Below are 14,590 nucleotides of genomic sequence, written 5' to 3' on the forward strand. Positions count from 1 at the left end.
ACAGATATTTTAACGGTGGTAGATTTCCTTAATCGTCGGTTTTGAAGTTTACATAAACTGTTGTAGACTCGAGTTCAAGGGAGGAATAATTATGAAATTATTACCATCGGTGATCAAGTTGGCATTGGAGAGGATCAATTTTATTGACCGTTATAGAAGTTTATCCAATAAATATGATTGTTCTCTGGCAGAGTGCTTTGAAAATTATGATAAGGATGAAGTAATAGATATTATTAGAGGGTTAGGCTATGAAGCTAGCTACAATAAGAAGGAAAAGTTTTTTATTCTTGTAGAAAAAAAGTCACTGGAGTTCTTTTCATTTTTTATATCGCTTAAGTACGGAATTGTCGAATTTATTTGGTCAGGATTACCATGGGGATTATTAAAAGCACGATTGGATGGTAATTATCAAGATAATGTTAGAAAACCTTCATTTCGAAATTACAATGAATTAATATGCATATTGCAAGAGGCACTGGTTATGTATGAAGATTATAAAAGGGAAATTCTTGAACTTTATATACCCAATAAAAATTATGTTTAGCTTGTCGATTCTGGAGTTGCCGCTCGGATCCCAAATGTGGCCCGTATTTGCTCACAGGATAGAGCCATCTCTGCAGGGCAAGCAAATTGAAAAATATTTGAAATGAGAAGAACAACTTTACATTGGGGTTGTTCTTCTTATTTTATAGATGAGGAAGGGATTTTGCTCAATGTTGTCGAATTGTGGTAATGAATTCATATTTGGTAAAAATGTAAATTAGAGTGAAATGGATACTAACGTATAAAGATATAAAGTATGATTCGCATGAGAGGATAGAGAAATGAATAAGGAGTTCATCGCACACGTAGTCAAAAATGATGATGGCAGTTGGTCTCATCCTCACCTCTTGTCGCAACACGCGGAAGAGACGGCACGTCTAGCGGAAAGTTTCTCTTCCAAGTTCCGGTCCGGGGAATGGGGGAAAGTGCTTGGGTTAGCCCACGACGCTGGCAAAGGAAGAGTTCTATGGCAGGAGTATTTGAAAGCGAAAAGTAGATATGACGAAGATGCCCATTTGGAAGGTAAAATCGGAAAAATTCCGCATGCTATCCATGGCGCCGAGTTGGTTGAACAGTTGTTTGGCAAGGGAATCGGGCGAATACTAGCATATTGCATTGCCGGTCATCACGCAGGGTTGCCGGATTGGTCTAGCGCCGAAGGTGCGGGGCTTGCCTCTCTTCAGTTTCAGAAAAACCAAGTGAATGACTTGGATCAAATTGACGGCAGCATTATTGATCGTCTGCGTGAAGTAAACCCTCTGCATCCGCCGTGGAAGTTCGCCAGTGGCCTGGACTTGTCGTTATGGATTAGAATGTTGTTTTCAAGCCTTATAGACGCAGATTTTTTAGATACTGAACGATACATGGATCGTATGAGAGCCTCGACCAGGGGAGGGTATTGTTCTATATCAGAACTACTTGAACGACTCAACCAGTATTGCAATGAGTTAGATGTGCGTTCCGAGCACACGCAAGTAAATAAAATTAGAAAGCAGATCAGAGCAACATGCAGACAAAGAGCGATAGATGAGCAAGGAATGTTCTCACTTACGGTGCCGACCGGAGGGGGAAAAACAATATCCAGCCTGGCCTTTGCTCTGGAACACGCAAAGTTCCATGGTCTTGATCGCATTATCTACGTGATCCCGTACAGCAGCATCATTGAACAAAATGCGGACGTTTTTCGTTCTGCTCTTGGAGCAGACCAAATAGTCGAACATCACTCTAATGTCGATGATACTGATTCAACAGTTAAATCCAGGTTGGCTGCAGAAAATTGGGATGCTCCGTTGATTGTGACCACATCAGTCCAATTTTTCGAATCGCTATTCGCGGCGAAGCCTAGTCGGTGCAGGAAGCTTCATAACATTGCCAGATCCGTCGTTGTACTAGATGAGGCGCAGTTGGTTCCAGCAGAATTTTTGGCCCCCATTCTTGAAACAATGAGGCTGCTTGTCGACCACTATGATGTCAGTTTTGTTATTTCCACTGCGACGCAACCCGCTTTTAAGGAACGAACGATCAACGGGAAGCTATTTAAAGGACTGAAGGAAATCAAAGAGATCATGGGAAAAGAGGGAGATATCCAACTGCTCTTCAATGAGTTAACCCGCAATCGCATTCTAGTTCCCTCTGATCTGCATACGGCTTCAAGTTGGGAAGAAATTGCCGGAGAGCTGGTGCGATATGACCAGGTATTGTGCATTGTTTCTGACCGGAAGAGTTGCCGCGAATTACACAGGCTAATGCCGGAAGGAACTTATCATCTGTCTGCGCTGATGTGCGGGCAGCATCGCAGCGATATTATTAGTGAAGTGAAACAGAAATTAAAGGATCATATGCCCGTTCGTGTAATTAGCACGCAACTGGTTGAAGCCGGAGTCGATTTGGATTTCCCTGTTGTATACAGAGCAATGGCTGGATTAGATTCCATAGCGCAAGCCGCAGGACGCTGTAATAGAGAAGGGAAATTGTCCCAATTGGGGAAAGTTGTCGTGTTTAATCCGCCTCGGGAAGCGCCGGAAGGAATTCTGCGCAAAGCGGCGGAAACAACGAGAAGCATTTTGATGTCTAATGCTCATGACATATCGAATGCCGATTTCGAAACGTTTTTCGAGGAAATGTACTGGAAGGTTCATTCGTTGGATAAAGCAGGAGTTATTGCACTGCTGGATCCTATTCAGAATGATCCGAGGGAGTGTAGTATTTTCTTCAGGACGGCGGCAAATAAATTCAAATTAATCGACGATGAGGAGCAAAAGACGATTTGGGTTCGTTATCATCAAAGCAATCGACTTATCGATGAATTAAAAGTGAAGGGACCCGACCGAAGACTGTTGAGAAAGCTGCAAAGATACACTGTTAGCATTTATAAACGTGACTTTAATATTCTAAAGGAAAAAAAAGTCATTGAGGAGGTGTATCCGCAGATGTTTGCATTGTTGCCCAAGCGGGCGTATTCGAAACACATAGGGTTACGTATTGAAGACGCAACTGATACTACGTCATAATTTATGTTTTGGAAAGGAGAAATTCGATTGCATAATTGGTGCCTGGAAGTGTGGGGGGATTATGCTTGTTTTACCCGGCCGGAAATGAAAGTGGAGCGGGTAAGCTATGATGTGATCACCCCGTCGGCGGCGAGAGCGATTTTTGAATCGATTTTGTGGAAACCGGCGATCCGATGGAAAATAACAAAAATTGAAGTGTTAAATCCGATTAAATGGATTAACGTGCGCAGGAACGAGGTCGGCAAGAGAGCATCTGGTCCTACCTCCAAACAAATGGCTGGGATGCCGGGTGCCCCGATAGGAATTTGGATTGAAGACGAACGATTACAGCGTGCCGGGCTTTTTCTAAAAGATGTTCGTTACCGTATTCACGGTTATTTTGACTTTATTCCGCTTGGAGAGCGAGGAGGTAATCGCCCGATTGGGCAGGGAGTTTGGGCAAATGAGCAGGAACGTAACGAATCAGTCAGAATAGATGAAAGCGCTGCTAAATATGCCGCCATGTTTGAGCGGAGAGCTGGGAAGGGGCAATGTTTTCATCGGCCTTATTTAGGCTGTCGAGAGTTTGCCTGCGATTTCCGGCTGATTAAACATCCCGTTGAAGAATTGGAGAGCCCTATAGATGAAACTCGGGATTTAGGTTTTATGTTGTATGATATGGATTTTGAACGGAACGTCGACGATCCGACACCACTCTTTTTCCGTGCGCAAATGTATCGGGGGACCGTGAACACCAATCGCAATGAAATTGAGGTGAGAGGATGATTTTGCTCGCCTTGAAGGAATATTACGACAGGAAGGTCTCCGAAGGGGCAATCGCACAGGACGGTTGGATCGAGGGAAACATTGACTTGTTATTTGAGCTCGACCTTGATGGATGTTTGTGTAATATTTCAGATTTAAGGGAAATAGACGGTAAAAAAATGCTCTCTCGTCCCTTTCAGTTGCCTAATATCGGAAAACAAGCTTTAAAACACTCGAATAGCGGTAAAGACGCGAACTTACTGTGGGATAATGCTGCTTTCGTGCTCGGTTTGGGAGATAAAGGGAGTCTACGTTTGCAAAGCATGATCGATGCCATCGACCAGTGGATCGGTCCGGCGAGTGATGCTGGTATTCATGCCGTGCGCAGCTTTCTTCAAAAAGGATTGGGGAACCGAAGTCACTTTGATTTGGCACTGAACCATCCCGAGTACGGTGAAATTTTGCAAAAAGGGAGTGTAAAAGTCAGCTTTCGTGTTCTTCAGACGGGATATCAGACAGTTTTTTTGTCGCCGATAGTTGCTGCTGCCCTTGAACGGGCAGTGGAATCGAAGGATTCGGATGTTCGGATTGGGACATGTCTGGTGACGGGAGAACAACACACTGTCGTGGAAGCAACGCATCCGGTAATTAAAGGGGTTAAGCATGCACAGCCTTCAGGAGCAAATATTGTAAGTTTTAATAAAGAAGCTTTTAATTCATATTCAAAAACGCAAAGCTTCAATGCACCAGTTGGCAAGGTAGTGGCTTCCCGTTATGTGAAAGCTTTGAATGATTTACTCGATTCTCCGAGACAGCGTTTGAACATAGGCGATGCTTCCGTCGTATTTTGGGCCGAAAAAAAGAGTGTTTTCGAAACAGATTTTTCTTCTTTCTTTCAAGAGCCTGAAAGGGACAATCCAGCTGCGGGGATCGAGAAAGTGAAAGCATTGTTCGAATCGGTACAGACCGGGGCATACATGGAAGAGAGCGGAACTACCCGTTTCTTCATTCTGGGGCTTGCACCGAACATGGCGCGGATATCAATTCGTTTCTGGCAAGTGGGAACGGTTTCTGAGTTTTCATCCAAAATCAGGAACTATTTTGAAGACTTCGAGATCATCAAGCCACCCAAGGAGCCGGAGTTCTACTCCGTATGGCGTATCCTGGTAAATGTTGCAACTCAGGACAAAAGCGAAAATATTCCGCCAAATCTATCGGGTGATTTTATGCGATCTATTTTGGAAGGGATGCCTTATCCGACTACTTTATTGCAGGCGGTTCTACGCCGTATTCGCAGCGATACGGAATATCGGGTGAAACCCGTTCGCGCAGCATTATTAAAAGCTTATATGAATCGATACCATCGGTTTTATCCGCATCCGAATTATAAGGAGGTAACACGGGAATTGGATACGAATCAACCGTCTGTTGGTTATCAACTGGGCAGATTGTTTGCCGTTTTGGAAAAAATTCAGGAAGAAGCAAACCCGGAGCTTAATACGACAATTCGGGAACGCTATTACGGAGCAGCATGCGCTACTCCAGTCGCCGTATTTGCAAATTTGCTTCGCCTCAAAAACCACCATTTGGCCAAGATTGAACGCAAAGGAAGAGTAGTCCATTTTGAAACGCTTCTTGGCGAAATAATGGGGAAAATGAGAGAGTTTCCTGCTCATCTCAACTTGTACGAACAAGGACTTTTTGCGATCGGCTACTATCATCAGCGACAAAACTTTTTTACTTCCAAACAAGACGCATCAGGCAAAAACAATTTAGATATAACTGAGGAGGAGAACTTATCATGAGCACAGCACTTCAAAAGCGGTATGATTTTGTGATTTTGTTTGATGTGAAGGACGGAAACCCGAACGGTGATCCCGATGCCGGCAATTTGCCCCGGATCGATCCCGAAACCGGACATGGGCTCGTAACGGATGTTTGTCTGAAAAGAAAGGTACGGAATTATGTTGGATTAAAGATGGGTAATCAGCCTCCGTACGCTATATTTGTGAAAGAAAAGTCAATCTTAAACCATACGATTGAGCAGGCATACATCAGCTTGGATATTGATTTGAACGAATCTCCGGCTGATGCGGAGGATGGAAAGAAGCGGATTAAGGCTGGCCAAGGTCAAGGAAAGGAAATCGAGCGGGCAAGGCAATTTATGTGTCAGAACTTTTTCGATATTCGCACATTTGGCGCTGTTTTGTCTACCGGGCCGAATGCGGGACAGGTCCGCGGGCCTGTGCAGTTCACCTTCGCTCGTTCAGTAGAACCGGTCGTTTCACTGGAACATAGCATCACGAGAATGGCTGTAGCAACCGAAGCAGAAGCGGCAAAACAGGGTGGCGAAAACCGTACTATGGGACGGAAATTTACGATTCCATACGGGCTTTACCGCGCTCATGGCTTCATTTCAGCACCTCTTGCAAATCAAACCGGTTTTTCTGAGATCGATTTGGAGCTTCTTTGGGAAGCGCTCGAAAATTTGTTCGAGCACGACCGTTCTGCGGCACGCGGGTTGATGGGAACAAGAAAACTAGTTGTTTTCGAACACACTTCAGTGATGGGGAACATTCCAGTACAAAAGCTTTTTGACGCAGTTACTATTAGTCGGATTAACGAAGGAAAGCCGGCACGAGATTATAAAGATTATATCGTTTCCATTAAGAAAGAGATGATACCTTCCAGTGTCAAACTCATTGAGAGGTAGGATCAGAGTATCCATATTAACATATCAAATCAATCTTAATAATGCTCCCATTCCCAGTTTTGACACATTCGGAAACCAGTCTGCTGGGTATATCGGAGCTCTGGTTGAGTAGGAGAGCCGGGGATGAGGTGGGGAGGTGAGCAATTTCACGTCCCCACTTCGTTGCTATATTCAGAATACTCAAACGGGGGATGAGGTCCGCTAATGCAGTTCATATCACATGGGAAGAGACCAAGTTTTAACGAAATGCCAAGTTGAATTTGATCAATCTGCTTACGGAATGTTTACTTCTCCTGCCGGTTCTGAAGTTGTGTAAAGAACTGCGAGCTCAACGTGAAATGCCGTGGTGCTTTTTATTCTAGGGCGTGATTCACGAGCGAAGCTGGACACGAAAGCGAATGGGACTTACATTGCTGCTGAGTCGGCCGCTAGATCGTGGTGCGAATGTGAAGCGAACATGAATTTCCCGGGGGATTCGCACCTGTGCGAAATCGAATGGTGTTATCGGATTATAGCGATGCTTCTATATCTAATGGCTTATTCAGTAGATTGGGTGTATTATTAAAGCAAATAATCGTTTTTCAGGGTTAATATTCCTTGAAAATCGGAGTCGCACCCCGCACGGGTGCGTGGATTGAAATGAGAATAACCTGGAAAAGGTCGGCGGCCTGACTTAGTCGCACCCCGCACGGGTGCGTGGATTGAAATCTTTGACTTGCATAAGAGTACATATATCAAATGGTCGCACCCCGCACGGGTGCGTGGATTGAAATTTATCCTCAAAAATCGAAGAGCCGAATAATCGGTCGCACCCCGCACGGGTGCGTGGATTGAAATATCGAGATATTTCGGAAGGCTGCTCCTGAAGCATGTCGCACCCCGCACGGGTGCGTGGATTGAAATAGATCAGGATCTGCAACCGCCGTCCAACTCAACGGTCGCACCCCGCACGGGTGCGTGGATTGAAATTGCTGATGCTTAGGCAGTCTCCTAAGCCCGTTAGTCGCACCCCGCACGGGTGCGTGGATTGAAATCTGCAGCTGCCTCCCTGGTCCAAAATCTGTATACAGTCGCACCCCGCACGGGTGCGTGGATTGAAATGTTTTTGGCCTATGAAAACAACGATTCCGATTGGTCGCACCCCGCACGGGTGCGTGGATTGAAATTTGCCGACATTAAGCGTGAGTGGGATGGCCGACGAGTCGCACCCCGCACGGGTGCGTGGATTGAAATTATGACCGAAAGCATCGGCGAAGGCCCCTATTGAGGGTCGCACCCCGCACGGGTGCGTGGATTGAAATGTGATCCGACGGAGATTTTGTACAAAGACACCCAGTCGTCGCACCCCGCACGGGTGCGTGGATTGAAATCGGCGAAAACCGGAGTTGAGGGAACGGTACGAACTGTCGCACCCCGCACGGGTGCGTGGATTGAAATATATACCTCGGAGGCATATTGATAAGCAGGCGTTGTCGCACCCCGCACGGGTGCGTGGATTGAAATCCCGAAATGCCTTGCAATGTGAGCCGTGACGAGTGCAGTCGCACCCCGCACGGGTGCGTGAATTGAAATCCGCGTATGTATACGCTTTTCCTACGCCCTTTTGTCGCACCCCGCACGGGTGCGTGGATTGAAATACGATAGACGCCTTATTTGTAGACGCAGCTAACTGCGTCGCACCCCGCACGGGTGCGTGGATTGAAATGTCTTCGGATGGTTAACCAAATCGGCTATTGATTGTCGCACCCCGCACGGGTGCGTGGATTGAAATTCGGCAATATGCCGAGGATTCAACGCCATACAGGTCGCACCCCGCACGGGTGCGTGGATTGAAATACCGCAAGCTTGCGGAAGTCACTTTTATGAACACGTCGCACCCCGCACGGGTGCGTGGATTGAAATGTTGTGGAAAGGGCATTAACGTATCAGAAAAATAGTCGCACCCCGCACGGGTGCGTGGATTGAAATAACTAGCAGACTGCAAGATTTATATAGACAAGCGGGTCGCACCCCGCACGGGTGCGTGGATTGAAATATTGGACGACTAAAGACGGCCTCGACGATCCCCGAAGTCGCACCCTGCACGGGTGCGTGGATTGAAATTAAGACGACATCATCCGGGATCACTGGATATATGCGTCGCACCCCGCACGGGTACGTAGATTGAAATTATGCGAACGGTGAAATCGAAGTGGTTGATGAACCGGAGGTACCTCATGAATGAATTTTCCGCAGTGATGAATGAATAATATCCAGATCAATTTGCGTCGGGATATCGCCCCATTCGATACTCTGAAATGAAATTGTGGCTCATAATTAAGAGGTTCCCTTGGAAGTCCTGAAACTTTTGGCCGAGGATGAAGATCCGCATGTCCGAAGCATGGTTGCTGCCAAAAACCGAATCACAACTGCGCTACAGTTAAAGTGGCAAAAGACACCGATGAACATGTGAGGTCGGGGGTTGTAAACAATAAAAAAAATTGCTTGAAAGCTTTGGAGATTTTATTTGCCGATACTGTCTAAAAAAATCATCCCCTTCTACGGTAACGTCAACTTACGTTACTGCGGAAGGGGATTTTTTGCGTCTATGGTTTAGCCGCGGGAATGCCGCAGCACTTCAGTCAATATATTTTTGGCCATTTCTATCGTCTGGTCGTCATGCTGAACGAGCATGGAGACAATTTCCTGAATGATTTTTTCATTGGAGGAAAGCTGCTCATACTGGTATGAGTACACGAAAAATTGATGCACGCCTACGCCCAAGCCGGTAGCTATTTTCTCCAGATTGAGGAGGGAAATATTCTTCTCCGCTCTCTCCACGCCTCCGATATATGAAAAAGTAAACCCGCATTTTTCAGCCAGAGCGTTTTGTGATAAGCCCTGCGCCTTTCGAATCTCGCGTATGCGTTTTCCGACATGAACTAAAATTTCTGACATAGCTTACACCTCATTTTGAGTGTAGAGGTAACCGGACAAACACTAAATAACCTTTAGAGAGTCAAAAAATAAATATTGATACATATAATAGTCAAATGTATAATGATTTATAACTTGAGGTACAAATGATTGACTTGAAATCAATGACTTTATCTTGCTATCTTAAGTTTTATTCAAACAGCAATAATTATGCTTTCCAGCCAGTAGCCCAACTTGGAAAGGAGCCGGGGATATCGTCATGAATGGTTCAATGGTCCGATGGTTACTTCCTAACGATCAGTGGATTGAAAAGCAGGTCGGCGATATATCGGAATTTTTGCTGCTGCTTCGGCTGGTCAACGTTGTTTCATACGAAGCCATGAGCTACAAGATCGCCCGGATCGAAATGGTTCTTGATGATCCTATTTGGATTTCTGTCATTTTGGAGTAAATGGGGTGGGTCAAGTATGACCTGGAACGGATGGGAGGCATTGCTGTTGCGCAGAGGAGTAGAACAGGAGGTTTTCCGGATGAATGAAGACGGAAGGTTAACGGCTTAAAATGTCAACTGGATTAATTAGCGTGCGTTTGCTATCGGATGTACAGATGTATCTTGAGCAATCCCGAAGATATATGTTCATGGGTGCCGTATTCTTGGAGCAAGGCATGTATAAGGAATGCGTGACGGTTACGGGGATGGCGGCGCAGGCTAAGCTTAGAGCGTTATACATCCAGGTGAACGGCGCTTATCCGCCGCTTCCGCCCTCGAATGAACTCTTACTAAGGAACCTTCAGTCGCATGGCAAGCTGGATTGGGATACAGAGATGTTTTTGAATGAACTGTTTTTTGTCTCCGCTCATTACGATGGTTTCTTCCACAAGCCTCCGGCAGAGGAGAACGTTCGCAGGCTTATGTTCAAGACGGAGCATATGCTGCGCCGCTTGTAGATAGAAGAGGGGCTGCGCCACCGCACCGCGGTTTCTAATCACCTCATTCTGCCGTAAGACAAAGTTTTACATTAAGCGATGCTTCAAACGAAACTCGGACGGGGATACCCCCATCACGCTGCGGAACGCTTTGGAGAAATAATGGATGGAAGAGTAGTTGTATTTATGAGCGATTTCGGTAATGGACAGGTTGGTTGCGCATAGATCGTCCGCGGTTTGATACAGTCTCCGGCGCTGAATGTATTCGTTCGGGGTATGTCCGGTCTGCTCCTTGAAAAGCTGATGAAACCGGCTGCGGCCGAGCCCGAGTTCTTTGGCCCAAAGGTACAGCTCCGCTTCGGATTTTTCCAGCGGCGAGCTGTCGATTTTCTCCAAAATTTGAACGATGCGCGGATCGCCCCAAGCATCCTGCCTGGCCGCTGTACTTAGGAAATGATAGAGAAACGTCTGGAAAGCCGCGTTATATTGCAGGGACTCGATCGGGCTTCGCACGCCCAGCAGCGACGGGGGCTGCGTGAAGGCATTGAAATAGGACAGCCACAGCCCGACGTTGTTCACCTTCATCACTTGATGCAGCTGTAGACCGGGGAGAGAGCTCGCCCGTTCTTCCATGAAAGGCCGGTCGACCGGCTTGAAATAATCCCGTTGGTAATGAAACTCCGGTCTGTGGACGTACTTCCAATCGAAATAGGCGCAGCGGTGCACCATCAGCCGCTTCTCGTCGGATATCCATTGATGGGGGCGCCCGGCGGCAATATAGACAAGAGATCCGGGCTGAAGCGCATGCTCTTCTCCGTCAAGCCGGAGAGTGCCGCGGCCTTCTTCCACCAGGATGACCGCATTCGCATAGCATACTCGGAGCGGGCATTGCTCCTTGGGCGTAAATTCGTACTTTTGCGCAAATAACAGCAGTGGATTGAAATCCGAATAGCGGGTCAAGTAATCGACTTTTAACCGGTATACCGGGATTCTCACAGTCTACGCCTCCCTTGAAGCCTTCTTATTCTCCCCATCATACACGGCAAGTTCGCCTCATTCAATCGGAAAATAGAATAAATCGTAAGCGTTTTACATAAAGACAGCGGCTCCCCCTCCGATTATGATTAAGGAAAAAAGAGCATCGTTTAAGAAAAACGTTCACTTTGCTGCCGATAGGGGAGGAATGGGAAGGATGAAGGTTGACGCTTGGAAAGGAACGGCTTCGCTGGCCGCCTCCGGGATGCTTTTACTGGCGGTTTTGACGGGCTGCTCCGGGGAAAAAGATGCCCAAGGCACAACGTCGGAGCCACCCGGTCCGGCTGCGAATACCGATGCGTTCGATACGAATTTATCGGCCCATTTATCGATGTATGTAGATATCAGCTTACCTGACGAATGGTACAAGAAGTTTGTTATCGACCCGGTGACCAAGAAATTCCCCAACGTTCAGCTGGATCTTATCCGAAAAGGCAAAGGCACGAATCCAAGCGAGCTTGTGGTTGCGGGCACTTTTCCCGACATCTTGTATAATAGCCCGCCGCGGCTGAACGAGTATAAGGAGCTGGGATTGCTGTACGACATGAGCGATCTGATCAAGAAGTATCAGGTCGACGTAAATAAGCTGAACCAGCCGGCTATGGATACGATCAAGCAGATCGGCGATCAGGGACAGATTGTCGGTCTGCCGTTCTGGGTGAATTGGTCGGCCTTGTATTACAACAAGGACATCTTCGATAAGTTCGGCGTCGCGTACCCGAAAGACGGCATGACATGGGAAGAGGCGATCGAGCTGTCACGGCAGCTTACCCGGACCGATAACGGCGTGAATTACAGGGGGCTGGATCAGAATCTCAGCGGATTCACCGGCCAACTGTCTCTCGGTTTCGTAGATCCGAAGACGGAAAAACCGGCGCTGCTGCAGGAGGAAGGCTTTAAGCGCTCTTACGAGATGCTGCTCGAGCTGTACAAAATACCGGGCAACGAAAATCGCCCTTCCACGCCTAAGGATGCATTCTTGAAGGACAGGACGTTGGCGATGTGGCCGATGTATGCGGATGTGCCGTCCTGGATCAGCGATTTGGAGGCCAAGGGCGAGACGTTCAACTGGGATATGGCGCAAATGCCGAGCTTTAAGGAAGCGCCGGGAGTGTCTATGGCCGTCGACTCCCATAACCTGTACGTGACCAGCAGCAGCCCCAATAAGGAGGCGGCGTTCCAGGTCATTAAGTATTTGTTGTCCGAGGAGCCTCAGCTGCAGCTCGTCAAGAACGGGTTTCTGACTTCCTCTACGGACCAGGAGATCAACAAACATTTTGGCGAAGATATGCCCGTGTTCAAGGGAAAAAACTTAAAGCCTGTCTTTGAATCGACGCCAGCGCCGAAAGGGGCCCTGCATAAGTACGACTCGATCGTATCGAGCGAATACAATAAAGCGTTCCCTGCGGTGGAGAGCGGGAGCAAGGACATTAATTCCGCTCTTCGCGAAGCGGCGGAGCTCGCTGAGAAGCGCATCGAAGAGGCGAAGAAAGCGAAATAGACGAACTGAGGCCAGTGCCGCTGGCGGTGTGAACGAAACCGATGATTCCTTTGCTAAGGAGCATCGGTTTTTCAGTATTGTGGAATGATTGCGGATAGAAGGGGAAAACGTCTGCTTGCCCCGCCGTCAGCCTGTTGCGATGCTTGATATTCCCAAAATAAGTGAATATAGTTAAAGTAATTCTTTGAAACGGCGCGCAGAGAGTGGAGTTTGCATAGCATGAAGCCGATGGTTTTGATTCGTAAAGATTATCGGCATCATCGAAGACGGGTGATCCAGCTTAAGCGCAGGCTTGCTAAGCAGCTTGGATGGCATGAGAAGTGTCCGGGTAAGTTTGCTAAAGGTAAGATTCATTGTTCTTGTTCGTATTGCAGGAAAAAGACGAGGGAAATAGGCTTTCCTAAATCGGATCTAGTGAGGCTCGGGTGATTAGAGGCTTTCTCCAAATATACCGAAACCAAGAAAAAGGAGCCATCAAGCCATGAATCATCCTATCGTCGATATCGGGGTCAATTTGATGCACCGTTCGTTTCACGAGGATCGCGAGCAGGTTGTGCAAAGAGCGGCCGAGAGCCAGGTCTCGCCCCTGATTATTACGGGAACGAGTCTGAGGAGCAGCGGCGAAGCGGCCCGCTATGCCGCACGTTATCCCGGGAAGCTGTATGCGACGGCGGGAGTGCATCCTCACGATGCGAAGAGCTGCAATGAAGAGACGATCGCGAAGCTGCGCGAATTGGCGGCGCTGCCGCAGGTGGCGGCGATCGGGGAGTGCGGCTTGGACTACAACCGGGATTTCTCGCCGCGGGACGTCCAGCGTCATTGGTTCGCCGAGCAAATCCGCTTGGCGCTCGAACTGGACATGCCGCTGTTTCTGCATGAGCGGGAAGCGTCCGCGGATTTTATTGCCATTCTTAAGGAGCATGCGGTCTCCAAGGCGGTTGTCCATTGCTTTACCGGCACCCGGTCAGAGCTTAAGGCTTATCTTGATATGGGCCTCTATATCGGAATTACCGGCTGGATTTGCGACGAAAGAAGAGGCAAGCATCTTCAGGAGCTGGTCCGCATGATTCCGCTGAACCGGCTTATGCTGGAGACGGATGCGCCCTTCCTGACTCCGCGAGACTTAAAAGAAAAGCCGGCGAATGGACGGAACGAGCCTGCCTTCCTGCCGCATATTCTGCAAACCGTAGCGCGATGCATCGGCAAGCCGGCGGAAGAAGTCGCCAAGGCTGCGACGGAGACGACGGCGGAATTTTTCGGTATAGACTAGAGGGAACATTGCGGCGAATGGCTAATGATGCACCCAAATATAAAAACGAAGGGCACCGGGCTTCCCTGGCCGGCGCTCTTCGCTTATTTTCTTCTATACGCTTTTTCCCATTCGTTAATGATCTCTGCGCGTGTCTTCTCTCTATCCCGCGCCCAGCGGGAGGTTTCCCATTCGAGTATCGCTTGTTGTCTTGTTTTGAAAAAACGGTAGTCGCAAATATCCCAGGAACAGAACAGCTTCCGGTACCACTTGCCGTTTTGAACCTCATCATTGAAGCGGCGCACGGCTTTGCCTGCTTGGCGCTTGGCCCAGCGGCTGCCCGGCGTCGTTTGATCGGTCCATACCGGTGATTTTTTTACACTTCGGCTCATTTGGCTCTCTAACCTCCTTAGGGGGAAGCTAGAGGCCGTCTAGTATCTTCATGGTTCACC

General features: G+C 47.8%; 12 protein-coding genes and 1 CRISPR repeat array. Of the genes, 9 read left to right on the plus strand and 3 right to left on the minus strand.

Going from position 1 to position 14,590, the window contains the following annotated elements:
* The first annotated feature begins 91 nt into the window (after positions 1 to 91).
* From SK3146_RS23665 to cas7c, 5 genes are all read left to right on the plus strand, one after another.
* Positions 92 to 544 carry a hypothetical protein gene (locus tag SK3146_RS23665; protein ID WP_249861074.1) on the plus strand — a complete coding sequence of 151 codons (453 nt, stop codon included), beginning with the start codon at positions 92 to 94 and terminating at the stop codon, positions 542 to 544.
* A gap of 280 nt (positions 545 to 824) precedes the next feature.
* Positions 825 to 3,053 carry a CRISPR-associated endonuclease Cas3'' gene (locus SK3146_RS23670; RefSeq protein WP_249861075.1) on the plus strand — a complete coding sequence of 743 codons (2,229 nt, stop codon included), beginning with the start codon at positions 825 to 827 and terminating at the stop codon, positions 3,051 to 3,053.
* 27 nt (positions 3,054 to 3,080) lie between these two features.
* Positions 3,081 to 3,818: a type I-C CRISPR-associated protein Cas5c gene (cas5c, locus tag SK3146_RS23675; RefSeq protein WP_249861076.1), complete on the plus strand. Its 738-nt coding sequence runs from the start codon at positions 3,081 to 3,083 to the stop codon at positions 3,816 to 3,818.
* Entirely contained in the window at positions 3,815 to 5,602 is a 1,788-nt protein-coding gene (gene cas8c, locus SK3146_RS23680; protein WP_249861077.1) for a type I-C CRISPR-associated protein Cas8c/Csd1, read from the plus strand. Before cas5c ends, cas8c begins: the two co-directional genes overlap by 4 nt.
* The gene (gene cas7c / locus SK3146_RS23685) at positions 5,599 to 6,510 is read left to right on the plus strand and encodes a type I-C CRISPR-associated protein Cas7/Csd2 (RefSeq protein ID WP_249861078.1); all 912 of its coding nucleotides are present in this window, start codon (positions 5,599 to 5,601) and stop codon (positions 6,508 to 6,510) included. Before cas8c ends, cas7c begins: the two co-directional genes overlap by 4 nt.
* 609 nt (positions 6,511 to 7,119) lie before the next feature.
* Positions 7,120 to 8,680: direct repeats of the CRISPR family, unit length 32 nt; unit sequence GTCGCACCCCGCACGGGTGCGTGGATTGAAAT.
* Between the two features lie 422 nt (positions 8,681 to 9,102).
* Here the strand turns inward: cas7c and SK3146_RS23690 are convergent.
* Positions 9,103 to 9,447, minus strand: coding sequence for a helix-turn-helix domain-containing protein (locus SK3146_RS23690; protein WP_249861079.1), 345 nt, complete (start codon positions 9,445 to 9,447; stop codon positions 9,103 to 9,105).
* A gap of 250 nt (positions 9,448 to 9,697) precedes the next feature.
* Here SK3146_RS23690 and SK3146_RS23695 point away from each other — a divergent pair, with 250 nt between their 5' ends.
* On the plus strand, positions 9,698 to 9,877 hold the full coding sequence (locus SK3146_RS23695; protein ID WP_249861080.1) for a hypothetical protein: 180 nt from the start codon (positions 9,698 to 9,700) through the stop codon (positions 9,875 to 9,877).
* Between the two features lie 188 nt (positions 9,878 to 10,065).
* Positions 10,066 to 10,374, plus strand: coding sequence for a hypothetical protein (locus SK3146_RS23700; RefSeq protein WP_249861081.1), 309 nt, complete (start codon positions 10,066 to 10,068; stop codon positions 10,372 to 10,374).
* Positions 10,375 to 10,440: 66 nt separating this feature from the next.
* Here the strand turns inward: SK3146_RS23700 and SK3146_RS23705 are convergent, their stop codons facing one another.
* Positions 10,441 to 11,349: a helix-turn-helix transcriptional regulator gene (locus SK3146_RS23705; RefSeq protein WP_249861082.1), complete on the minus strand. Its 909-nt coding sequence runs from the start codon at positions 11,347 to 11,349 to the stop codon at positions 10,441 to 10,443.
* 196 nt (positions 11,350 to 11,545) lie between these two features.
* Between SK3146_RS23705 and SK3146_RS23710 the strand changes: the two genes are divergently transcribed.
* Together SK3146_RS23710 and SK3146_RS23715 are read left to right on the plus strand one after the other, a co-directional pair.
* A complete protein-coding gene (locus SK3146_RS23710) occupies positions 11,546 to 12,889 on the plus strand; it encodes an ABC transporter substrate-binding protein (protein WP_249861083.1) in 1,344 nt (447 codons plus the stop codon).
* A gap of 481 nt (positions 12,890 to 13,370) precedes the next feature.
* A complete protein-coding gene (locus SK3146_RS23715) occupies positions 13,371 to 14,159 on the plus strand; it encodes a TatD family hydrolase (RefSeq protein WP_249861084.1) in 789 nt (262 codons plus the stop codon).
* An 83-nt stretch (positions 14,160 to 14,242) separates the two neighbouring features.
* Here the strand turns inward: SK3146_RS23715 and SK3146_RS23720 are convergent, their stop codons facing one another.
* Positions 14,243 to 14,530 carry a hypothetical protein gene (locus SK3146_RS23720; RefSeq protein ID WP_249861085.1) on the minus strand — a complete coding sequence of 96 codons (288 nt, stop codon included), beginning with the start codon at positions 14,528 to 14,530 and terminating at the stop codon, positions 14,243 to 14,245.
* Between the last annotated feature and the right edge of the window lie 60 nt (positions 14,531 to 14,590).

Source organism: Paenibacillus konkukensis, from assembly GCF_023523925.1.
GTDB classification, from domain to species: domain Bacteria; phylum Bacillota; class Bacilli; order Paenibacillales; family NBRC-103111; genus Paenibacillus_S; species Paenibacillus_S doosanensis.